Below are 22,664 nucleotides of genomic sequence, written 5' to 3'. Positions count from 1 at the left end.
GCGTGCGGCGGTCTCTCAGCCGCCTTCGTTGCCGGCGGTGTCCCCGTTCCCGCCGTCGGTGCCGCCCGCCGGGTCGGTGGGGACGTCCGTCGGGTCCGTCGGGACGTCGGTCGGGTCGTCCGTCGGGTCGTTGGTGGGATCGTCCGTCGGGTCGTCGGTCGGGGCACTGGTCGTCGGGTCGCCGGAGGGTGTCTGCGGGGTGCTCGGCGTGTACGACGGGAGGTCGGACGGCGTCCAGGACGGCTGCTCGTTGCCCCCGGTCGTGGTGCCCGGGTCCTCGGTGGGTTCCGTCTCCTCGTCGGACGGCGTCGGTGTCTCGTCCGGCGTGGACGGCGTCTGCGAGACCGACGGCGTGGTGTCGGGGTTCTTGTTGGAGTCGTTCGCCTTGTTGAACGCGAACGCGATGCCGGCGACCACCGCGACGACCGCGAGCGCGGCCAGCAGCCACACCTTGCCGCGGCCGCCGCGCCCGTGGTGCATGCCGTCGTAGCCGCCGTCGTGCGGGTTCGGCGGCGGCAACATCGGGCCCTGGGAGGTCTCGCCGTGCACCGGGTGCACCGCGGTCGGTCCCGTCATGCCGCCGGGCGGGGTGCTCCCGGGGTCGTACAGGTCGACCGGGCCGGTGTTCCAGACGCCCGTGTGGCCGCCCTGCTGCTGGAGCATCTGCAGCGCGTACTGGACGAGTCCGCGCATCTCCTCGGAGCTCTGGAATCGGTCGTCCGGGTCCTTCGCGAGCGAGCGCATCACCAGGCCGTCGAGCTCCGGCGGCACCGCGTCCAGGACCTGGGACGGCGGGACGGGGATGTCCTGCACGTGCTGGTAGACGACCGAGAGCGGCGTCTCACCGGTGAACGGGGGCCGCAGCGCGAGCAGTTCATAGAGCAGGCAGCCCGTGGCGTACAGGTCGGAACGGTGGTCGACGGCCTTGCCCAGCGCCTGCTCGGGGGAGAGGTACTGCGGCGTGCCCATGACCATGCCGGTCTGAGTCATCGTCGACTGCGCGCCGTGCAGGGCGCGGGCGATGCCGAAGTCCATCACCTTCACCGCACCGGAGTTGGTGATGATGACGTTGGCGGGCTTGATGTCGCGGTGCACGATGCCGTGCTGGTGCGAGTAGGCGAGGGCCTCCAGAACGCCGGAGACGATGATCAACGCCTGCTCGGGCGGCGGGGCTTCGGCGTTGACCAGCAGATCGCGGATCGTGCGGCCCTCGACGAGCTCCATCACGATGTAGGGGACGGTCTGGCTGCCGACGACGTCCTCGCCGGAGTCGTAGACCGCCACCACGGCATGGTGGTTGAGGCCGGCGACCGACTGCGCCTCGCGCGTGAACCGGGCCTTGGAGACAGGGTCCTCGGCGAGATCGGCGCGCAGCAGCTTGACGGCGACGGTACGGCCGAGCCGTACGTCCTCCGCCGCGAACACCTCGGCCATGCCACCGCGGCCGAGACGGTGCGTCAGCCGGTAGCGGCCGTCACCGACCAGTCCGCCGACGCCCCAGGCTTCCGCCGACTCCGGCACTCCGCCGCCGTCTGCTTCGGGTTCGGGTGCCATCAGTCCTCGCCGTCGTATCTGTCCGCTTGCGTGGTGCGTGCGGGGCCGCTGTCCTCAGGGTGCTTGTGCCACGCCACGCTACAGCCTTCGGACGACAGGCCGGTTTCGAAGGAGACCGGCCATCAAAGCCGCAGTCCACCGGCCCGCGCAAATTCCATGCTGTTCCTGTAACGCTTCCGAGACGCTTCTTGTGCGTACGGTCACGGAACGGGCACCCGGCTTGACGTGTCGGTGCCCTGGGGCAGACTTGGCCCGTAAATCCGGATCAGCCGCGGCCACCGCGCGCACAGGGGGAAGCACGAGATGAGCCAGGACGGCGCACAGGGCCGCTATGCGGGCGGTTCCGTAGCGGGCGGCCGGTACCAGCTTCGCGACCTGCTCGGCGAAGGCGGCATGGCGTCCGTATATCTGGCGTACGACTCCGCGCTGGACCGCCAGGTCGCGATCAAGACGCTCCACACGGAGCTCGGCCGGGAGCAGTCCTTCCGCGAGCGCTTCCGCCGCGAGGCGCAGGCCGTCGCCAAGCTGTCCCACACCAACATCGTCTCGGTGTTCGACACGGGCGAGGACGAGCTGGACGGCTCGCTCATGCCCTACATCGTCATGGAGTACGTCGAGGGCCAGCCGCTCGGCTCGGTCCTCGCCGCGGACATCCAGCAGTACGGGGCGATGCCCGCCGACAAGGCGCTCAAGGTCACCGCCGACGTGCTGGCCGCGCTGGAGACCAGCCACGAGATGGGCCTGGTCCACCGCGACATCAAGCCGGGCAACGTGATGATGACCAAGCGCGGTGTGGTCAAGGTCATGGACTTCGGCATCGCCCGCGCCATGCAGTCGGGCGTCACCTCCATGACGCAGACCGGCATGGTCGTCGGCACTCCCCAATACTTGTCGCCCGAGCAGGCCCTGGGCCGCGGCGTGGACGCCCGCTCCGACCTGTACTCGGTCGGCATCATGCTCTTCCAGCTGCTGACCGGACGGCTGCCCTTCGACGCGGACTCGCCGCTCGCCATCGCGTACGCGCACGTCCAGGAGGAGCCCGTCGCCCCGTCGACGATCAACCGCTCCCTCACCCCGGCGATGGACGCACTGGTCGCCCGGGCGCTGAAGAAGAACCCGAACGAGCGTTTCCCGAGCGCGGCCGCGATGCGCGACGAGTGCGCCCGGGTCGCGGGCGCCGGACTGACCGGCGCCCCCGTGATCATCGGCGGCGCACCGGCGAACAGCGGCTCGGGGGTCGGCTCCGCCGTCTTCCCGCCGCTGGACCAGGCGACGCCCGCCCCGCAGAGCGTCCAGACGCCGTACCAGCAGGGCCCGTACGGTCCGCCCACCCCGGCCCCGGCGCCCACGCCGCACTACGGCTACCCGGCCCCGGCGTACCAGACGCAGCCCCCGGCGGCCTCCACGCCGCCGCCGTACACCATGTCCCCGGCATCGGCGCCCGCGTCGGGCGGCGGCGGCAAGCGGAACATGCCCGTGATCGTGGGCGCCGTCGCGGTGGCGCTCCTCGCCGTCGGCGGCCTGGTCACGGCGATCGCGCTGAACGGCGACGGCTCGGGGACGGAGGCGGGCGGGGGTGGCGACCCGTCGACGAGCGCGTCGCAGGACGCGAGTTACAAGGGCCCCGAGCGCAACCGCACGATCGACAAGACGAAGTGCTCGAACGCGCAGGAGGGCTACGACGACCCGTCGAAGGTCCAGGCGCCGAACTTCGTCTACAAGGACGTCCTGTCCGTGAAGGAATGCGCGGACACGATGGGCTGGAAGCTCAACATCAAGGAAGTCGCCAACGCGCAGTGGGGCGAGGACATCGTCCTCTCGCAGTTCCCGCTGGCGGACACGGAGATCTCCGAGAAGAACACGACGTTCATGCTCGAGGTGTCCACCGGTCGCGCCGACTAGTCCCCCAGGGGGCCAGTGCGGAGCGGCCCGGCGGTACGCCGTTCGGCCGAGGCCCGGTACACCATCCGTGTACCGGGCCTCGGCCGTTGCGCGCAAGCTCCCCGCCGGAGGCGCTGCCCGGGCCCGAGCGCCCGAGATGCCGGATCTGATCCTCCATGTGACGCTGAGTCCGTTCTCGATCAGTTCGGCGACTCGGTGCCCCGTCACGGGAGGCCCTCCGGTGATTCCACAACTCCGCGCCCGGTGCGCGATCACCGTCGCATCGCTCGCGCTGACGGCCCTTCCCCTCGCACCGGCCGCGCACGCCGAGCCGTCCGGGCCCCCGATGCCCCGGCCCGTCGTGAAGCCGTCGCCCACACCCTCGACCTCGTTCGCCGGCCGGCAGGCGGGCCAGGGCCGGCCGCGGCCCGGACGGCCGCAGCCGACGGGGAGCGGGAGCGCGAGCCCGTCCGTGGACCCCGCGCGCAGCGCCACCTCCCCCGCCGCCTCCGCCTCCGAGTCCGCGCGGCGCTCACCGCAGCCCTCCCGCTCGGCGGCGCCGTCCCTCTCCGCCCCGGGGCAGGCGCCCCGAACGGCAGACGCGGGGGACCATCCCCCTTCTGCGGATGACGAGGCGCCCCGGGGGGACGAGGACGCCGGATCAGCAGGCGCAGGGTCGCCCGCGCCGCCGCACCGGTCACCGGCCGAGGCCGGTGACCAGGGACCTCATTCCGCCCCCACGCCGGTCGCGCACCAGATCTCACCGCTGTCGCTGGGCGTCGGCATGGCCCTGATGGGCCTCGGGATCGGCTTCCTCGGCATCCGTCTGCGCCGCCGCTGACACAGCCGTCCTCCTCAAGACGGACCCCGCACGTCCTTCCGGGGACGGTTGGCCCCCGGCGGCATACCCGGTATACATACCGAGTATGTCGATCCGTCACGGGCTTCTCGCCCTCCTGGAAACCGGCCCGCGCTACGGCTCCCAGCTCCGCTCCGAGTTCGAGTCGCGCACGGGCGCCACCTGGCCGCTGAACGTCGGCCAGGTCTACACGACCCTCGGTCGCCTCGAACGCGACGGCATGGTCGTCCAGGACGGCGAGGACGAGGCGGGCCACACGCTCTACGTCATCACCGACAAGGGCCGCGCCGAGCTCAGGCAGTGGTTCGCGGCGCCCGTGGACCGCAGCAGTCCGCCCCGTGACGAACTCGCCATCAAGCTCGCCATGGCGGTCGGGACGCCCGGCGTGGACATCCGCTCCGTGATCCAGTCCCAGCGCCGTCACTCCGTGAAGGCGATGCAGGACTACACCCGGCTCAAGGCGCAGGCGCTGGCCGCGATCGAGAGCGGTGGCTCCCAGGAACGCGACGATGTGGCCTGGCTGCTGGTGCTGGAACAGCTGATCTTCCAGACCGAGGCGGAAGCCCGCTGGCTCGACCACTGCGAGATGAGGCTCACCAGGCTCTCCGCGGCGGCCCGGCAGGCCCCGCCGCCGGTCGCGCCTCCTGCGCCGTCGCCCGCGCCGGACCGGACGTCGGCCTCGGGCCGGCGCACCGGACCGGCGTAGGACCCGCTACGGCTTCTTCGACGGGCACGCGGCACCCCGTATGCCCCGGGCGTCCGCCCCGGCCGCCCTCCGGCCTCCCGAGGCCCCTTTCGACCTCTCGTACACCGCCCGTGTGTACTCACCCGCTCAAGGGGGAAACCATCCATGTCCCAACACCAGTCACCACAGCCACTTCCGTCGCAGCATCCCGTGCTGCAACTCCAGCAGCTGACGCGCGTCCACGGCAGCGGAGCCACCGAGGTGCACGCCCTGCGCGGCATCAACCTCGACGTCTTCCCCGGTGAACTCGTCGCCGTCATGGGCCCGTCGGGATCCGGCAAGTCCACGCTCCTCACCATCGCGGGCGGGCTCGACGTCCCGACGTCGGGACGGGTGATCGTCGAGAACACCGACATCACCACCGCGGACCGCAAGACGCTCGCCGCCCTGCGCCGCCGCAGCATCGGGTACGTCTTCCAGGACTACAACCTCATTCCCGCCCTCACCGCTGCCGAGAACGTCGCCCTGCCGCGTGAACTCGACGGCACCTCGGCCCGCAAGGCCCGCACCGAAGCACTCGCGGCCCTGGCGGAGATGGAGCTCGGCCACCTCGCCGACCGCTTCCCCGACGAGATGTCCGGCGGTCAGCAGCAGCGCGTCGCCATAGCCCGCGCCCTCGTCGGCGAGCGCCGGCTCGTGCTCGCCGACGAGCCCACCGGCGCCCTCGACTCCGAGACCGGAGAGTCCGTGCTGGCGCTGCTGCGGGCGCGCTGCGACGCCGGCGCAGCCGGCATCCTGGTCACCCACGAGCCGCGGTTCGCCGCATGGGCCGACCGGGTCGTGTTCCTGCGGGACGGCGCGGTCGTCGACCAGACGGTCCGCAGCGAGGCGGACTCGCTGCTCTCTGGCCAGGCGGCCGAGCTGTGACGACCTGGTACCACTCCTGGCGGGCCGCGATCCGTATCGCGCGCCGCGACGCCTGGCGCTCCAAGGGGCGCAGCTTCCTGGTTCTCGCGATGATCGCGCTGCCCATCCTCGGGGTGAGCGCCGCCGATCTGACCGTGCGCAGCGCCGAGTTGTCGACCGAGCAGAGTCTGGCGCGCCGGATCGGCGCCGCGGACGCGCGGCTCTCCGATCCCGGCATGGGCGGCGTCCCGATCCTCCAGGCCCCGGACGGCAACAACTACGCTCCGGCCGAGGACTTCGACGACAAGCCGTTTCCCGAGGGCAGCACGGACATCGCCAAGGCTCTGCCCGCGGGCGCCAAGACGCTGACGGACACGACCGGTTACGCCAAGCTCCGTACGACCCACGGTCTGCTGCCGACGGAGATCCGTGAGCTGAAGGCCTCCGACCCGATGGCCCGGGGCATCATGCCGGTCGTCACCGGCAGGCTGCCGCAGAAGTCCGACGAGGTCGCCGCCACCACGCACTTCCTCGAGAGCAGCGGCCTGAAGGTCGGCTCGAAGCTGACCGCGCGCGGCTTCGACCGCGCGTACACGATCGTCGGTGCGTACGAGCTCCCCGACGAACTGGACACCGACCAGGTCAACGCCCTTCCCGGCGCCCTGATCGCCCCGCTCGCCAAGGCTCTGGAGGCCGCCGGGCTGCCGGGGCCCTCGGCCGGCACGAGCCTTCTCGTCACCGTGCCCGGTGGTTTCACGTGGAACACGGTCCAGGAGATCAACGCCAAGGGTGTGACGGTTCTTTCTCGTGCGGTGGCCCTGAACCCGCCCGCCGACTCCGAGGTGCCGCTGTTCCAGAAGGAGGACTGGGGCAACTACGAGGAGAGCACCGCCGCCAAGGCCGCCGCGCTCGCCGCCGTGGGCACGGTCGTCGGTCTGGCCATGCTGGAGATCTGCCTGCTCGCCGGGCCCGCGTTCGCCGTGGGCGCGCGCCGCTCGCGCCGTCAGCTGGGTCTCGTGGGGGCCAACGGCGGCGACCGCCGCCACATCCGGGCCATCGTCCTCGCGGGCGGTCTGGTGATCGGCGTCGCCGCGGCCGTCGTGGGCACCCTGCTCGGCCTCATCCTGACCTTCACCCTCCAGCCGGTGCTGGAGGACTACATGGGCCAGCGCTTCGGCAGCTTCGACATACGGCCCCTGGAACTCCTGGCGATCGCCCTGCTGGCCGTGCTGACCGGTCTGCTGGCCGCGATCGTCCCCGCGATCACGGCGTCCCGGCAGTCCGTCCTCGCCTCCCTCACCGGCCGCCGCGGTGTGCGCAGGAGCAGCCGTGTGCTGCCGGTCATCGGCCTGGTCGCGGTCGCCCTCGGTGCCTCCATCGCGCTGTACGGGTCCACGATGACGGACCAGTTCGTCGTGGTGGCGGGCGGCAGCGCCCTGGCCGAGCTGGGTGTGGTCGCGCTGACCCCGGCTCTGGTCGGCCTGTTCGGCCGGACCGGCCGTCTGCTGCCGCTCTCTCCACGGCTCGCGCTGCGCGACGCCGTGCGCAACCGGGGCCGTACGGCTCCCGCTGTCGCCGCGGTGCTCGCCGCGGTGGCCGGCACCGTGGCCGTGGCGACGTACGCGGCGAGCGACGACACCCAGCGCAGGGCCGAGTACCAGGCGCAACTGCCGTACGGAGCTGTCTCGGTGACGATAGACGAGGCGGGCGGGCGCGACGTGCCGGGCGTGCGCGCCACGGTGCAGAAGCTGCTGCCCGTCGATGTGCGGGCCGATGTGGACCGCATCGCCGTCGGCAAGAAGAACTGCTCGATGTACGAGCCGCGGGAGGGCTGCGGCCGCTACGAAGTGATCGTGCCCAAGGCCCACGAATGCCCCCTGTGGGCGACGGACGCCGCCAAGCCCGACGAGGATCCGGCCGAGAAGTTCAGCAAGGCCGAACGCCGCAAGCTCGCCGACGACTGGCGCTGCCAGGAACGTGACGGCTACGGGGTGCCGACCGACGGCGGGCTTCTCGTCGGCGACGAGAAGCTGCTCAAGGTGCTCGGCATCGAGGACCCGGCCGCCGAGAAGGCCCTGGCCGCCGGACGGGCGGTCTCCTTCGACAAGCGCAACGTCAACGCCCGGGGCTCGGTCGACATCCGGCTGATCACCGACATCGAGGCCGCCGACAGGGCCATGGAGCAGGGCAAGGAGGCTCCCGGAAAGATCAAGAGCCTGCCCGTCCACCAGGTCGCCGGCACGCCGGAGGCGTACGGCGTCAGGCTCGTCGTGCCGCCGGCGGCGGCCAGGAAGGCCGGCTTCGACACGGTCCCGATCGGCGCCTACTTCTCCACCGAGGAGATGCCCACCACCGAGCAGCGTCAGAAGCTCGACGACGAGCTCGACAGGACGGGCGCGGACATCAGCCTGCACGTCGAGGAGGGCTACACCAGCGAGAACAGCATCGTGCTGCTGGCGCTGACCGTCTTCGCCGGACTGATCACCATCGGTGCGGCGGGTATCGCCACGGGCCTGGCGCAGGCCGACGCGGAGGCCGATTTGAAGACGCTGGCCGCCGTCGGCGCCCCGCCGCGGGTCCGCCGGACGCTCAGCGGGTTCCAGTGCGGCGTGGTCGCCGCGATGGGCGTGGTGCTGGGATCGGCGGCGGGAGTCCTGCCGGCCGTCGGCCTGCGGCTGACCGAGAAGCGTCAGCAGATGGGCTGGTACCAGGAGGCCCTCGACAACGGCTGGGGCGCGGGCGAGCTGCCGTACGTGCCGATCGTGGTGCCGTGGGAGACGCTGGCCACGCTGCTGGTCGCCGTGCCGGTGGGGGCGGCCCTGCTGGCGGCCCTGGTCACCCGCTCCCGCGGGGCGCTCGCCCGCCGCGAGGCGACCTGAGAGGACCCGGCCGCAGCCGTGCGCTGCGATTTCGTGCCCCCGCAGGAGGGTGGATCACCTTCCTGCGGGGGCACACCGTGTGGTGACGCCCATGTACGAGAGAATGGCGGCATGGAGATGCCGAGGAATGAACGGTCGCAGGAGAGCCCCCACGTCCTCGTGGTGGGACAGGACGGGATGGCGCTCGGCGGCGGTGACGGTGACGACGAGTCGCGCGAGGTCCCGGTGACGGAGATGGTCGAACAGCCTGCGAAGGTCATGCGCATCGGCAGCATGATCAAGCAGCTTCTGGAGGAAGTGCGGGCGGCGCCTCTCGACGAGGCCAGCCGCGTCCGGCTCAAGGAGATCCACCGCGGTTCGGTCAAGGAGCTCGAGGACGGCCTCGCGCCCGAGCTCGTCGAGGAACTGGAGCGCCTGTCCCTCCCGTTCACCGACGACGCGATTCCCTCCGAGGCAGAACTGCGCATCGCCCAGGCTCAGTTGGTCGGCTGGCTGGAGGGCCTCTTCCACGGTATCCAGACGGCGCTGTTCGCCCAGCAGATGGCCGCAAGGGCTCAGTTGGAGCAGATGCGCCGCGCCCTGCCGCCCGGCGCCCCGCACGACGACGACGAGGGCGGGCAGCACGGAGCGATCCGCTCCGGCCCGTATCTGTAACCAGGATCGGCGCAGCCGGGCACGGCCGTCACCAGGCACGGCTTCATGGCCGGACAGCGAAAGGCCCGGCCCACCGCTCGGTGGGCCGGGCCTTCGGCGTGGCGTACGCCCCTCAGGGCTTCTCGGGCGCGATCAGCAGCACCTTGCCCACATGGTCACCGGACTCCAGCGCCCGGTGGGCCTCGGCGGCGTCCGGCAGCGGCACATGGCGGTCCACGACCGCGCGTACCCGACCGGCTGCGATCAGCGGCCAGACGTGCTCGGCCACGGCCGCGATGATGGCCGCCTTCTCGCCCATCGGGCGGGCGCGCAGTGAGGTGGCGGTGATCGCCGCCCGCTTGGCCAGCAGGGCGCGGAGGTCCAGCTCGCCCTTCACGCCGCCTTGGAGGCCGATGACGGCGAGCCGGCCGTTGACCGCCAGCGCCCGGACATTCCGGTCCAGGTACTTGGCGCCGACAATGTCGAGAATGACGTCGGCACCCGCGCCGTCCGTCGCCTTGCGGATCTCCTCGACGAAGTCCTGCTCGCGGTAGTCGATCAGGATGTCGGCGCCCAACTCCGCGCAGCGCGCCAGCTTTTCGGGGCTGCCCGCCGTCACCGCCACCCGCGCGCCCACGGCCTTGGCCAGCTGGATCGCCATCGTCCCGATGCCGCTCGCGCCACCGTGGACGAGCAGGGTCTCGCCCGGCCGCAGGTGGGCGATCATGAAGACGTTGGACCACACGGTCGCGGTGACCTCGGGCAGCGCCGCGGCCGTCGCCAGATCCACTCCGGACGGGACCGGCAGCAACTGCCCTGCCGGTACGGCGACTTTCTCGGCGTATCCGCCGCCCGCGAGCAGCGCGCAGACCTCGTCGCCGACGGCCCAGCCCGAAACTCCGGGTCCCAGCGCGGAGATCCGGCCCGCGCACTCGAGGCCGGGGTAGGGGGAGGAGCCGGGCGGCGGGTCGTAGAAGCCCTGCCGTTGCAGCAGATCGGCGCGATTGACGGCGCTGGCGACGACGTCGACGAGGACTTCTCCCTCGCCGGGTACGGGGTCGGGGACCTCGGCCCAGACCAGGGCCTCGGGACCACCGGGTTCGGGAATCGTGATCGCATACATGGCCGCGAGGCTACTCCCGGCCGCCGGTCGTCTGGTCGTTCTGTGAGCGGACGATGGTGATGAGCCGGTCGGTGAGCTGCAGGGGGCTCGCCGCGGGGTCGTCGTAGCCGATCAGCCTGTGCCCCCGCAGCACGCTGACCACCAGGTCGTCCGTCTCCCGCACGTTGCGGCCCACCTCGGCCTTTATCACCGGCCGCTCGATGAGGTCGAGGCCGCTGCCCTGCTGGATCAGGTCCTCCAGGACCGTACCGGCGCTGGGGCTGAGCACGGACAGGCCGAGTAGCCGGCCGGCGGCGCCCGAGCTGGTGATGACCGCGTCGGCGCCGGACTGGCGCAGCAGCGGCGCGTTCTCCTCCTCCCGGACGGCGGCGACGATCTTGGCACCGCGGTTGAGCTGGCGGGCCGTCAGGGTGACCAGCACGGCGGTGTCGTCACGCTGGGGGGCGACGATGATCTGGCGGGCCTTCTGGAGCTCGGCCCTGATGAGCACGTCGCTGCGGGTGGCGTCGCCGACCACACCGACGAAGCCCTCGGCATTGGCCGCCTCGATCACCTTGCTGCTCGGATCGACGACGACGATCTGGTCCTTCCGCAGCCCGGTGGCGCAGAGCGTCATCATCGCCGATCGTCCCTTCGTGCCGAAGCCGACGATGACGGTGTGTTCGCGCAAGGTGGACCTCCAGCGGTTCAGTCGCCACTCCTCCCGGGTGCGTTCGGTGAGGACCTCGAGGGTGGTGCCGACCAGGATGATCAGAAAGAGCACACGCAGCGGGGTCACCAGCAGCACGTTCGTGAGCCGGGCCGCGTCGCTGTAGGGAACGATGTCGCCGTACCCCGTGGTGGAGAGGGTGACGGTCGCGTAGTAGACACAGTCGAGGAAGTCGACGGAATCGTCGGCGTTGTCGTGGTAACCGTGACGGTCGCTCCAGACGAGCAGCACCGTGATGACGAGCACCATCAGGGCCATCAGCAGGCGCTTGCTGACCTGCTGCATCGGACGCTCGACGACCCGTCGGGGAAGCTTCACCCGGCTCGTGATCAGCTGTTCGTCCGCATTCCGGGCCATGGCGTCGTGGCCGGGAAGTTTCACGTGAAACGTCCTCCCTCGGCGGTCGGCGGCGTCCAGGCGGCCCAGGGCAGGTCGAGGACTTCCAGCTCGTCACCGGCTTGTGCCCCACCGGGCGGGACCACGGCCAGACCGTCGGCGGCCGCGATGCCCCGCAGCATCGCCGGACCGTTGTAGTGGAGCGGCACGAGCAGATCCTCGCCGTGCACGAACGGCACGAGCCGGGTGTCGTGCGGGTGGCCGTGCACCGCATCCCGAACGGGCAGGCTGTACGGAACCGCGGGCGGTCGCCCGCAGAGTCCGCGCAGCAGCGGCTCGCCGAGCGTGAGCAGACCCGAGACGGCGGCCAGGGGATTGCCGGGCAGGCCCACCAGATGACGGCCGGGAGCGAGCCGGGCGAGCAGCATGGGGTGGCCGGGCCGTACGGCGACTCCGTCGACCAGCAGCTCGGCGCCCGCCTTGCGCAGCACCGGGTGGACGTGGTCGACGGGCCCCGCCGCCGTACCGCCGGTGGTGATCAGCAGGTCGGCGTCGGAGGTCGTGACGGCACGGTGCAGGGCCTCGGCGTCGTCGCCGATCCGCCGGGTCGCGACGACTTCGGCCCCCAGCGACGCCAGCCAGGGACCGATCATCGGGCCGAGTGCGTCACGGATGAGGCCGTCGTGGGGGAGCCCGGAGCTGAGCAGTTCGTCGCCGAGCACCAGGACCTCGACACGCGGCCGGGCGGCGGTCACGAGGTGGTCGTAACCGGCGGCCGCGGCCAGCCCCAGGACGGCCGGGGTCACCTGGGAGCCGGAGGGCAGGAGCTGGTCGCCCGTTCGGCACTCCTGGCCGCGCGGCCGGATGTCCTGGCCCGGGACGACCTCACGCTCGGTGTGCAGCTGCTGCGGGGCCGAACCGGCACGGGCGTGCTCGCTGCGGATGACGGCGGTCGTGCCGGGCGGCACCCGTGCGCCGGTGGCGATGCGTACCGCCGTGCCGTCGGGGAGGGGCCGCGCCTCGCCGTGCCCGGCGAGGACGGACGCCTCCGTGTCCAGGCGCCAGGGCCCGGGGCCGGCGACCGCCCAGCCGTCCATGGCGGAGGTGTCGAAGGACGGGAGGTCGCACAGCGCCACGAGCGGCTCGGCGATGACCTGTCCCAGCGCATCGCCGAGGGCCGCGCTCCGCGTCCGCGGGGCGGAAGCGCGTCCGATACGGGCGGCGAGGGAACGTGCCTCGGGCCAGGAGGTGGCGCGGTGGCGCCCGGGAGCGGCAGCGCCGGGAGCCGCACGGCCGGGCTGCCGGTCACGCGGGCCGACGAGGGCGAGGGCTTCGTCCACTCCGTCGAGGTCGCCCTCGGGGGCCAGCTCCTGTGGGCGCGGGGCGGCGCGGGGAGCGTCGTGGACGCGCTCCTGCCGCCGCCCGCCGGGAGGCGAGTCCTCGTGGGCAGGTCCGGCGCCGGGGCGGCCCGATGTGTCGTCGTGGCCGGTCATCCGGCTTCGGCCTCGCCGTTCTTGCGTGGGTCGTCGGAGGCGCCGGTACCGCCGGCGCCGCGTTCGGTCCCGGAAGCGGCGGGGGTGGTCCCGGCCGCCCCGGGTGCGGGCCCGGCGGCCTGCTCGGTCTCCTCCGCCCAGCGGGTCGCGAGAGCGACGGCCTTGCGGGCGGCCTCGGCCACGGCCTCCGGTCCGCCGCCTGCCCGGGCGGCCGCGTAACCCACCAGGAAGGTGGTCAGCGGCGCGGCGGGGCGGGCGACTCCGTGCGCGGCATCGCGGGCGAGGTCGAGCAGGACACGGGTGTCGACGTCGAGTTCGACGCCGAGTTCGTCCTTGACTGCGGTGATCCATTCATCCAGCACGTAGCCATGCTCCCTGATACGGGCCCGGGCAGCGGAAACGTCCTCCCAGGTGTCGCAGTCGAAGGAGGCGAGAGGGTCGGTCCCAACCCGGGCGAGGTCCAGTTCCTGTGCCAGAAGACGCAGCGGCAGTCCGGAAAGGGTGCCGTGTTCGGTCGCGAGGAGAGCGAGTTCACGTCGGAGCGGCTCGGTGCGGTAGGCGGCAACGAGAGGCTGGTCGCGGCCGTCGGCGTCGGTCAGCAGTGCCGCCTCCCGGTCGCTCTCGTCGAGCGCCGAGAGCAGGCGCCGCACGGTCGTCGGCCCGAGGAACGGCAGATCGGCGGAGAGCACGAGCACCGCCGGTGCGTCGCACTGCCGGACTCCGGCGTCGAGCGCGGCGAGCGGCCCGCCGCCCGGTGGCTCCTCGCGGGCCCAGACGACGGGGCGGGCGGTGGGGCGGCGTCCGCCGACGACGACGGTGCGCCCGGCGTCCCGGCACACGCCGAGGACCCGGTCGAGCAGGGCCCGCCCGCCCACGCTCACCGCGGGCTTGTCGGCTCCGCCCAGGCGCTTCGCGGCGCCTCCGGCGAGCACGATGGCGTCGTACGCGGTCTTCGCGGTCACCCATGCAGTATGGGCCGGATCGTGGCAGGCGGGGAGCCCCGTCCCGATCTCCGGTCGGATCTCGGTCCGGGGCGTGCCCGCGGGTGTCGCGGCTGTCTGCCGGCGGTGTCCCGGCTGTGTGCCGGGGTGCCCTACAGGGTGCGCGCGTCCCCGGCGGTGTGCCGGGATGTCCTACAGGGTGCGCAGCAGGACCGACGGGTGCTCCACGCAGTCGGCGACGTAGCGCAGGAATCCGCCGGCGGTGCCGCCGTCGCAGACCCGGTGGTCGAAGGTCAGCGACAACTGGACCACCTGACGTACCGCCAGCTCGCCCTCGTGCACCCACGGCTTCGGCACGATCCGGCCCACGCCGAGCATGGCGGCCTCCGGATGATTGATGATCGGGGTGGAGCCGTCGACCCCGAAGACCCCGTAGTTGTTCAGCGTGAACGTGCCGCCCGTCAGGTCCGCCGGAGTCAGCGTCCCCTGCCTCGCCGCCTCCGTCAGCCGCGCGAACTCCGCGGTGAGCGACTCCGCCGACCTGGTGTGCGCGTCCTTGACGACGGGCACGACCAGACCCCGCTCGGTCTGTGCCGCGAAACCGAGATGCACCTCGGGGAGCCGCACGATCTCGCGGGCCTCCGTGTCCACAGTGGAGTTGAGCTCGGGGTACCGCGCGAGCGCGGCCGTGCAGATTCGGGCGAGAAGCGCGAGGAGAGAGATCTTCTCTCCACCCGCCGCGTTCATCGCCACACGGGCGGCCATGAGCTCGGTGGCGTCCGCGTCGACCCAGCAGGTGGCGTCGGGGATCTCGCGCCGGCTGCGCGAGAGCTTGTCGGCCACGGCTCCGCGCACTCCCCGCAGCGGAACGCGCTCGCCCTGTGCCGACGCCGAGGGCCGGAACGCCTCGGTCCGCGAGGCCACGGGCTGCGGTGCGGCCGGAGCCTGGAGCTGCGTGTCGGCGGCGCTCACGGCCCGCTCGACGTCGGCCCGCAGGATGAGCCCGTCGGGGCCGGATCCGGCGAGGTGTCGCAGGTCGAGACCGTGCTCACGGGCGAGCCTGCGCACGAGCGGCGAGATGACGGCGACGGGGCCGTCCTGCGGCGCCCGCTCGGCAGCAGCCTTGTTCGCCGACGTGCCAAGGGCGGGGCCGGTCCCCGTGGCCACCGCCGCGTCCCCCTGCCGGAGGGCGGCAGCGGGCGCGTTGCGCGAGATGCGGCCGGCGCCACCGGCGGATGGTGTGCCCGTGGCGGGCCGGATGCGTCGTCGGCGGGCCGTCGGGGCCCCGGTCCCGTACCCGACCAGCACGTTCCCGGAGGTCTCCGTGCCGGTGCCCTCGGTGTCGGCGGCCGATCCGGCAGCGCCACCGGAACCCGCGATGCCCGCGGTGTCCGCGTCCATCGTCCCCACCGCGACGGTCAGCAGCGGCGCGCCCACGGGCAGCTCGGTGCCCTCCTCGCCGAAGCGCGCGGTGACGACGCCTCCGTACGGGCACGGCACCTCGACCATCGCCTTGGCCGTCTCCACCTCGACGACGGGCTGGTCGATCGCCACGACGTCGCCCACGGACACCAGCCAGCGCACGATCTCCGCCTCGGTCAGTCCCTCACCGAGGTCGGGCAGCCTGAATTCGAGCACCTGCGCCATCAGCTCTGCGCCTCCCACTGCAGCCGTGCCACCGCGTCGAGCACCCGGTCCACGCCCGGGAGGTGGTGACGCTCCAGCATCGGCGGCGGATACGGGATGTCGAACCCGGCGACCCGCAGCACGGGCGCCTCCAGATGGTGGAAGCAGCGCTCGGTCACCCGCGCGGCGATCTCGCCGCCGGGACCGCCGAAGCCGGTGGACTCGTGGACGACGACCGCACGGCCCGTCCGCCGAACGGAGGCGCAGACCGTCTCGTCGTCGAACGGAACCAGCGAGCGCAGGTCCACGACCTCCAGGTCCCACCCCTCGGCCTCGGCCGCCTCGGCGGCCTCCATGCAGACGGGCACGGAGGGCCCGTAGGTGATGAGCGTGGCACTGCGGCCGGGGCGCCGCACGACGGCGCGGCCGATCGGCTCGACGGCCGTGGGGGCCTCCGGCGACCACTGCGCCTTCGACCAGTACAGCCGCTTGGGCTCCAGGAAGACCACGGGGTCGTCGGAGGCGATCGCGGCCCGCAGCATCCCGTAGGCGTCCTCGACCGTGGCGGGCGTGACGACGTGGAGACCCGGGGTCGCCATGTAGTAGGCCTCGGAGGAGTCGCTGTGGTGCTCGACGCCGCCGATCCCGCCGCCGTAGGGCACGCGGACGGTGATCGGCAGCGGCATGGCCCCGCGAGTGCGGTTGCGCATGCGGGCGACATGGCTGATGAGCTGCTCGAACGCGGGGTAGGCGAAGGCGTCGAACTGCATCTCGACGACGGGCCGCAGCCCGTACATCGCCATGCCCACGGCCGTGCCGAGGATGCCGGCCTCGGCCAGCGGCGTGTCGGTGCAGCGCTCCTCGCCGAACTCCTTCGCGAGCCCGTCCGTCACCCGGAAGACACCGCCGAGCGTGCCGACGTCCTCTCCCATCACGTGGACGGTGGGGTCCTCGGCCATCGCGTCGCGCATCGCGCGCTGGAGGGCCTGGGCCATGGTCGCCGGCTTCACGGCAGCCGTGGTCATCGTGCTTCTCCCTCGGCGTCGAGCTCGGCGCGCAGCTGCGCCGCCTGCTCACGCAACTGGCCGGTCTGCTCCGCGTAGACGTGGGTGAACAGGTCCATCGGGTCGAGGACCGGGTCGGCGTTCATCCGCTCGCGCAGGTCGGCCGCCATCGATTCGGCGGCGTCGGCGGCCGTCCTGCGGCGGTCGTCGTCGAGCAGTCCGCGCTCGGTCAGCTCGCGCTCCAGCAGCAGGATCGGATCGTGCCCCCGCCAGGTCTCGACCTCGCTGTCGCCCCGGTAGCGCGTGGCGTCGTCGGCGTTGGTGTGGGCGTCCATGCGGTAGGTGACGGCCTCGATCAGCGTCGGACCGCCACCGCGCCGGGCCCGGGCGACAGCCTCGCCGAGCACCTGGTGCACCGCGGCGGCGTCGTTGCCGTCGACGAGGCGGCCGGGCATGCCGTACCCGACGGCCTTGTGGGCCAGGGAGGGCGCGGCGGTCTGCTTGGCCAGCGGCACGGAGATCGCGAAGCCGTTGTTCTGGACGAGGAAGACGACGGGGGCCTGCCACACCGCCGCGAAGTTCAGTGCCTCGTGGAAGTCGCCCTCGCTCGTGCCGCCGTCGCCGACCATGGCGAGCGCGACGACGTCGTCGCCCTTGAGACGGGCCGCGTGCGCCAGCCCCACAGCGTGCGGCAGCTGGGTGGCGAGCGGGGTGCACAGGGGCGCGATGCGGTGCTCGTACGGGTCGTAGCCGGTATGCCAGTCGCCGCGCAGCAGGGTCAGGGCCTGCACGGGGTCGAGCCCGCGGGCGACGGCCGCGAGGGTGTCGCGGTAGCTCGGGAAGAGCCAGTCCCGCTCCTCGAGCGCCAGCGCCGCGGCGACCTCGCACGCCTCCTGTCCGGTGCTCGACGGGTAGACGGCGAGCCGGCCCTGCTTGGTGAGAGCGGTCGCCTGGGCGTTGTACCGCCGGCCGCGGACGAGCTCCGCGTACAGCCGGAGCAGCAGCTCGGGGTCGGCCGCGGCGGCTGCCTCGGTGCCCAGCACGCGGAACGGCTCCGGGTCCGGGAGCAGGGGTGCGGGGTCGGTGCGGTGCTGCCAGGCCGGGGGCGGGGTGGGCCGGTAGACGGCAGCGTCACCGGGCAGCTCCTGGACCGTCATGCTGCTCTTTCTCAACGCGAGCACCTCCTCGTGGGAGCGCCGACGATCAACGAAGACGAAGGCGACGACGAATGCGAACGGGAGGCGTCGCGAGTGTGGCGCGCCTCACCTACCGATTGTTCGGTCGTGGACGCATTTTGGCTACAGGCGCGGGCAGCCTGTGGACAAACGGTTCTCCACAGCTTGAGATGGAGACAGGTCGTCCATGCTGGGAAGGCGGGGGGACATGCCGACTGAACAAATGGCCCAGGACGGGGACCGCGCGGAGCAGACGCCGCCGCCGCGCCCCCTGGACGCGATCGACCGCGACATCCTGCGGATGCTCCAGGCGGACGGCCGCGCCTCGATCCGTTCCGTGGCCGAGCGGGTGCACGTGTCGCGCGCCAACGCGTACGCACGGATCAACCGGCTCATCGACGACGGCGTGATCCGGGGCTTCAGCGCCCGCGTGAACCACGAGCGTGCGGGCCAGGGCGCGTCCGCCTACATCACGCTCAAGATCGTGCAGAACTCCTGGCGGACCGTGCGCGAACAGCTCCAGGCCCTGCCGGGAGCCGCGCACATCGCCCTGGTGAGCGGCGACTTCGACGTGCTGCTCCTCGTGCACACGCCCGACAACCGCACCCTGCGCGAACTGGTCCTGACCAGGCTGCAGTCCATCCCCGAGGTCCTGTCGACGCGCACGCTGCTGGTCTTCGAGGAGACGGACCTCGACCCGGTGCCCGGCCCGCCCGGCACGGCCGCCGGCCTGGCCCCCGACGCGGAACCGCCGGAGGGCCCGTAGGAGCGAGGGACGGCACGCGGGGGCGCCTCAGATACCACCCGTCCGGAGACCGTCCGGTGGACTGGTTCAGGCGCTGGGCAGGCCTGCGTGAAACGCCCCCGGGGCAGCCTGTCCGCCGCCCGCCCGGGGACGGCTCAGGCGGGCACGTCCGTCCGCAGCCCGTCGAAGGCCATCCGCACGACCGCCTCGGCCACCTGCTCCCCGTCGTATCCGCCGCCCGCGTGCGGGCGGTACCACTCGACGAGGGAGTTCACCATGCCGAAGAGCAGCCTCGTCGCCAGCCGGGTGTCCATGTCGGCGCGCAGGTCCCCCTCCGCGGCGGCCGCCTTCAGCAGGTCGGCGACCCGCTGGTCGAACTCACGGCGGCGTTCCATCGCCCACCGCTCGGTCTTCGTGTTGCCGCGGACGCGCAGCAGCAGCGTCACGTAGGGCAGTTCGGCCATGAGCACCTCGACGGTGCGCCGGGTGACGTACTCGACGCGCTCGACGGCCCGGCCCGCCACGGCGCCGTCCTCCTCGAGGATCGCGAACAGGGCGTCCAGGGCCCGGCTGACGGCCCGGCGCAGCAGCTCCTCCTTGCCCGCGACATGGTGGTAGATCGAGGACTTGGAGATGCCCGCGGCCCGGGACAGGTGCTCCATGGACGTGCCGTCGTAGCCGCGCTCGTTGAAGATCCGCACCGCGACGGTCAGCAGGGTCTCGGGGGTGTACGTGTCCCGCTTGGGCGTGGTCATGACGCGTCCTCGAGCGGGGAGCCGTACGACCACTGGTGCAGTCCCAGCGTGCGCGCGTAACGGCCGGTCGGCACGGACTGGTGGAGGTTGGCCAGCAGCTCCCAGGCCCAGTCGCGCCCGAGCTTCTCGTTCCATTCGACCGGCCCCAGCGGGTAGTTGACGCCGAGCCGCATCGCGGTGTCGATGTCCTGGGCGGAGGCGACCCGCCGGGTGACGGCGTCCAGCGCGAGGTCGCCGAGCATCGCGACCGTACGGGCGACGATCATGCCGGGTATGTCGGGGAGGACGCTGACCCGCTTGCCGAGCGCCTGGAACAGGCCGGTGGCCTGCGCGAGGGTGTCCTGCTGGACATCGGCCGCCGCGGACAGGGCGATCCGGCCGGCCGTCCGGTAGTCGAGGGCGAGGTCGAAGTAGACGACGTCGCGGAACTCCGCGGAGATCTGCCCGTCCGCCAGCACCAGCTGCCCGCCGCTCGGCAGGATCAGCCGGGTGCCCTTGTCCTCGTCCTCCTGCCGCACGGTGATGCCCGCCTCGCGGATCATCCCGATCAGTTCTGCGGCGGGTCCGAGGTCGCCCTCGGCGATGACGTACTCCGGCGCGTCCTCGGGTCCCGCGTCGGCCGGCGCGGGCCGCGCGGCGCCCTCGGCGTACGAGAACCAGCCGTGGCCTGACTTGCGGCCGAGCCGGCGTGATGCGACGAGCCGGCGCTGGGCGAGGGACGGCTGGAACTTGGGGCTGTGGAAGAAGGACTCCCACACCGAGCGGGTGACAGCCTCGTTGACGTCCTGGCCGATCAGGTCGGTGAGCTCGAAGGGGCCCATGGCGAAGCCGCCGCTCTCGCGCAGGATCGCGTCGATGGTGGCCGGGTCGATGCCGTGCTCCTCGTGGACGGCGAAGGCCTCGGCGTAGAAGGGCCTGGCTATGCGATTGACGATGAAGCCGGGCAGGTCCGCGCAGCGCACGGGCGTCTTGCCCCAGGCCGCGGCCGTCGCCCACGCGCGCGTGGCGGTCTCCTCGTCGGTGGCGTGACCGCTGACGACCTCGACCAGGGGGAGGAGGGGTGCGGGATTGAAGAAGTGCAGGCCGACGAAGCGGCCCGGAGCGCGGAGGGCTCCCGCGACGGCTGTGACCGAGAGGGAGGAGGTGTTGGTCGCGAGCAGGCAGTCGTCGGAGACGATCTTCTCCAGCTCGGCGAAGAGCTCCTGCTTGACCGCCAGTTGTTCGAGGACCGCCTCGACGACGAGCGCGGCGTCGGCGAGCTCCGCCAGGTCCGCGGCCGGGACGAGATGCGCGCGGGCGGCGTCGCGCTCCCCGGCGTCCATGCGGCCCTTCTCGACCAGCCGGTCCAGGCGCGCGCCGATCGCGTCCGCGGCCTCACCGGCCCGGCCGGCCACGGCGTCGTAGAGCCGCACGGGGTGGCCCGCGACGAGGGCGACCTGCGCGATGCCCTGGCCCATGGTGCCGGTGCCGACGACGGCGACGGTGCGGCTGGTGTCGATGGCGGTCATGGAGCGATCCTCCCCGATGAGTTGTCCACAGCTTCGACAGGCCCCCTTGTACCGACCGATCGTTCGGTTACTCTAACTCTGTCACTAGTTCCCTGCCCAGCTCGACGAGGAGTTGGTCCGTCATGCAGCAGCTGACCGAGACCCACCGGCCCACGCTCGACCAGGCCCTCGAAGCGATCCGCACGCGCGCCTACTGGTCCCCGCACCCGGAGCACCCCAAGGCGTACGGCGACAGCGCCCCCGCGGACGGCCTCGCGGCCTTCGAGGCGCTGCGCGGCACCCGCTTCGACCTGGACCAGCCGGGCACGGACGGCTGGACGGGCGGTGAGACCTCGCCGTACGGGCCGGAGCTGGGCATCGAGTACCCCCACCCGGATCTGGACGTGCTGCTCCCCGCGATGCGCGCGGGCATGGCGGCCTGGCGCGAGGCCGGCCCCGAGGCGCGCGCCGTGGTCTGCCTGGAGATCCTCTCCCGCATCAGCGCCCGCACCCACGAGTTCGCCCACGCGGTGATGCACACCAGTGGGCAGGCGTTCATGATGGCGTTCCAGGCGGGCGGCCCGCACGCCCAGGACCGCGGCCTGGAGGCCGTGGCGTATGCGTACGCGGAGCAGACCCGGACCCCGGCCGCGGCCGACTGGTCCAAGCCCCAGGGCAAGCGCGACCCCCTCGAGCTGCGCAAGACCTTCACGACGGCCGGCCGCGGCATCGCCCTGGTGATCGGCTGCAACACCTTCCCCACGTGGAACGGCTACCCCGGGCTGTTCGCCTCCCTGGCCACTGGCAACCCGGTCCTGGTCAAGCCGCACCCGCGCGCGGTGCTCCCCCTCGCCCTCACCGTGAAGGCGGCGCGCGAGGTCCTCGCCGAGGCGGGCTTCGACGCCAACCTGGTCTGCCTGGCCGCCGAGCGCCCGGGCGAGGGCATCGCGAAGACGCTGGCGACCCGCCCCGAGATCAGGATCATCGACTACACGGGCTCCACCGCCTTCGGGGACTGGCTGGAGGCCAACGCACGCCAGGCGCAGGTCTACACCGAGAAGGCCGGCGTCAACACGGTCGTCGTCGACTCCACCGACGACTACAAGGGGATGCTGTCCAACCTGGCCTTCTCCCTGTCCCTGTACAGCGGCCAGATGTGCACCACCCCGCAGAACGTGCTGGTCCCCCGGGACGGCATCACCACCGATCAGGGCCCGAAGACGTACGACGAGGTGGCGGCCGACCTCGCGGCGGCCGTCGGCGGTCTGCTCGGCGACGACGCCCGGGCCAATGCCCTCCTGGGCGCCCTGGTCAACCCCGACGTGAAGGCCCGTCTGGAGGCGGCGGCCGAGCTCGGCGAGGTGGCGCTCCCCTCGCGCGAGGTGGTCAATCCGGAGTTTCCGGACGCGACCGTGCGCACTCCGGTGATCGTCAAGCTCGACGGCGCACGCAAGTACTGGGAGGCGCAGGACGCGGAGCCCGCGTTCCTCTCCGAGTGCTTCGGCCCCGTGTCGTTCGTGGTGGCCATGGACTCGACGGCGGACGCGCTGGACCTGCTGCGGCGCACGGTCCGCGACAAGGGCGCCATGACGGTCGGGGCGTACACCACGTCCGAGGAGACGGAGCGCGCGCTGGAAGAGGTCTGCCTCGACGAGTCGGCCCAGCTCTCGCTGAACCTGACCGGCGGGGTGTACGTCAACCAGACCGCGGCGTTCTCCGACTTCCACGGCTCCGGCGGCAACCCCGCGGCGAACGCCGCCCTGTGCGACGGCGCGTTCGTCTCGAACCGCTTCCGTGTGGTCGAGGTGCGGCGCCAGGCCTGACGCGCCCGGCGGGCCGGTTGGTCGCCGGCCCGCCGCGCCCGGAAGGAAAG

Annotated in this window: 18 protein-coding genes; 8 read left to right on the top strand and 10 right to left on the bottom strand. The window is 72.5% G+C overall.

Annotated elements, in window-relative coordinates:
* Positions 1-15: 15 nt before the first annotated feature.
* Entirely contained in the window at positions 16-1,554 is a 1,539-nt protein-coding gene (locus ACWD0A_RS02595; RefSeq protein ID WP_451293857.1) for a protein kinase domain-containing protein, read from the bottom strand.
* A 303-nt stretch (positions 1,555-1,857) separates the two neighbouring features.
* On the opposite strand from ACWD0A_RS02595, the gene ACWD0A_RS02590 reads away from it, so the two are divergent.
* The 6 genes from ACWD0A_RS02590 to ACWD0A_RS02565 all read left to right on the top strand — a co-directional run bounded on the left by ACWD0A_RS02590 (position 1,858) and on the right by ACWD0A_RS02565 (position 9,418).
* Positions 1,858-3,456 (top strand): protein kinase domain-containing protein, encoded by a 1,599-nt coding sequence (locus ACWD0A_RS02590; RefSeq protein WP_451293855.1) that lies wholly within the window; start codon positions 1,858-1,860, stop codon positions 3,454-3,456.
* A 220-nt stretch (positions 3,457-3,676) separates the two neighbouring features.
* Positions 3,677-4,276 carry a hypothetical protein gene (locus tag ACWD0A_RS02585; protein WP_451293853.1) on the top strand — a complete coding sequence of 200 codons (600 nt, stop codon included), beginning with the start codon at positions 3,677-3,679 and terminating at the stop codon, positions 4,274-4,276.
* Positions 4,277-4,361: 85 nt separating this feature from the next.
* A complete protein-coding gene (locus ACWD0A_RS02580; RefSeq protein WP_451293851.1) occupies positions 4,362-5,000 on the top strand; it encodes a PadR family transcriptional regulator in 639 nt (212 codons plus the stop codon).
* Between the two features lie 144 nt (positions 5,001-5,144).
* Complete coding sequence (locus ACWD0A_RS02575) at positions 5,145-5,906, top strand: ABC transporter ATP-binding protein (RefSeq protein ID WP_451293849.1); 762 nt, start codon at positions 5,145-5,147, stop codon at positions 5,904-5,906.
* The gene (locus ACWD0A_RS02570; protein ID WP_451293847.1) at positions 5,903-8,764 is read left to right on the top strand and encodes an FtsX-like permease family protein; all 2,862 of its coding nucleotides are present in this window, start codon (positions 5,903-5,905) and stop codon (positions 8,762-8,764) included. The genes ACWD0A_RS02575 and ACWD0A_RS02570 overlap by 4 nt, the downstream gene beginning before the upstream one ends.
* Before the next feature lie 111 nt (positions 8,765-8,875).
* On the top strand, positions 8,876-9,418 hold the full coding sequence (locus tag ACWD0A_RS02565) for a bacterial proteasome activator family protein (protein WP_177149370.1): 543 nt from the start codon (positions 8,876-8,878) through the stop codon (positions 9,416-9,418).
* Between the two features lie 112 nt (positions 9,419-9,530).
* Here ACWD0A_RS02565 and ACWD0A_RS02560 read toward each other — a convergent pair whose 3' ends face one another.
* The 7 genes from ACWD0A_RS02560 to pdhA all read right to left on the bottom strand — a co-directional run bounded on the left by ACWD0A_RS02560 (position 9,531) and on the right by pdhA (position 17,786).
* Complete coding sequence (locus ACWD0A_RS02560; protein WP_451293845.1) at positions 9,531-10,520, bottom strand: NAD(P)H-quinone oxidoreductase; 990 nt, start codon at positions 10,518-10,520, stop codon at positions 9,531-9,533.
* Between the two features lie 10 nt (positions 10,521-10,530).
* Positions 10,531-11,655, bottom strand: a complete 1,125-nt coding sequence (locus ACWD0A_RS02555; RefSeq protein ID WP_451294047.1) for a potassium channel family protein — start codon at positions 11,653-11,655, stop codon at positions 10,531-10,533.
* Entirely contained in the window at positions 11,607-13,058 is a 1,452-nt protein-coding gene (locus ACWD0A_RS02550; RefSeq protein ID WP_451293843.1) for a molybdopterin molybdotransferase MoeA, read from the bottom strand. Before ACWD0A_RS02550 ends, ACWD0A_RS02555 begins: the two co-directional genes overlap by 49 nt.
* On the bottom strand, positions 13,055-14,020 hold the full coding sequence (locus ACWD0A_RS02545; protein WP_451293841.1) for an NTP transferase domain-containing protein: 966 nt from the start codon (positions 14,018-14,020) through the stop codon (positions 13,055-13,057). Before ACWD0A_RS02545 ends, ACWD0A_RS02550 begins: the two co-directional genes overlap by 4 nt.
* 171 nt (positions 14,021-14,191) lie before the next feature.
* Positions 14,192-15,646, bottom strand: a complete 1,455-nt coding sequence (locus tag ACWD0A_RS02540; protein ID WP_451293839.1) for a dihydrolipoamide acetyltransferase family protein — start codon at positions 15,644-15,646, stop codon at positions 14,192-14,194.
* Complete coding sequence (locus ACWD0A_RS02535; protein WP_451293837.1) at positions 15,646-16,650, bottom strand: alpha-ketoacid dehydrogenase subunit beta; 1,005 nt, start codon at positions 16,648-16,650, stop codon at positions 15,646-15,648. Before ACWD0A_RS02535 ends, ACWD0A_RS02540 begins: the two co-directional genes overlap by 1 nt.
* Entirely contained in the window at positions 16,647-17,786 is a 1,140-nt protein-coding gene (pdhA, locus tag ACWD0A_RS02530; RefSeq protein ID WP_307717783.1) for a pyruvate dehydrogenase (acetyl-transferring) E1 component subunit alpha, read from the bottom strand. Before pdhA ends, ACWD0A_RS02535 begins: the two co-directional genes overlap by 4 nt.
* 241 nt (positions 17,787-18,027) lie before the next feature.
* Between pdhA and ACWD0A_RS02525 the strand changes: the two genes are divergently transcribed.
* The gene (locus tag ACWD0A_RS02525; RefSeq protein WP_373429431.1) at positions 18,028-18,570 is read left to right on the top strand and encodes an Lrp/AsnC family transcriptional regulator; all 543 of its coding nucleotides are present in this window, start codon (positions 18,028-18,030) and stop codon (positions 18,568-18,570) included.
* A 134-nt stretch (positions 18,571-18,704) separates the two neighbouring features.
* Here the strand turns inward: ACWD0A_RS02525 and ACWD0A_RS02520 are convergent, their stop codons facing one another.
* A complete protein-coding gene (locus ACWD0A_RS02520) occupies positions 18,705-19,304 on the bottom strand; it encodes a TetR/AcrR family transcriptional regulator (protein ID WP_451293835.1) in 600 nt (199 codons plus the stop codon).
* Positions 19,301-20,812 carry a 3-hydroxyacyl-CoA dehydrogenase gene (locus ACWD0A_RS02515; protein WP_451293833.1) on the bottom strand — a complete coding sequence of 504 codons (1,512 nt, stop codon included), beginning with the start codon at positions 20,810-20,812 and terminating at the stop codon, positions 19,301-19,303. Before ACWD0A_RS02515 ends, ACWD0A_RS02520 begins: the two co-directional genes overlap by 4 nt.
* A gap of 122 nt (positions 20,813-20,934) precedes the next feature.
* Here ACWD0A_RS02515 and paaN point away from each other — a divergent pair, with 122 nt between their 5' ends.
* Positions 20,935-22,614, top strand: coding sequence for a phenylacetic acid degradation protein PaaN (paaN, locus tag ACWD0A_RS02510; RefSeq protein ID WP_451293831.1), 1,680 nt, complete (start codon positions 20,935-20,937; stop codon positions 22,612-22,614).
* The last annotated feature ends 50 nt before the right edge of the window (positions 22,615-22,664 follow it).

The organism is Streptomyces sp. NPDC002867 (assembly GCF_053591895.1).
The sequence above is the reverse complement of the archived record's forward strand: the minus strand, read 5'-3'. Positions and strand labels throughout refer to the sequence as shown.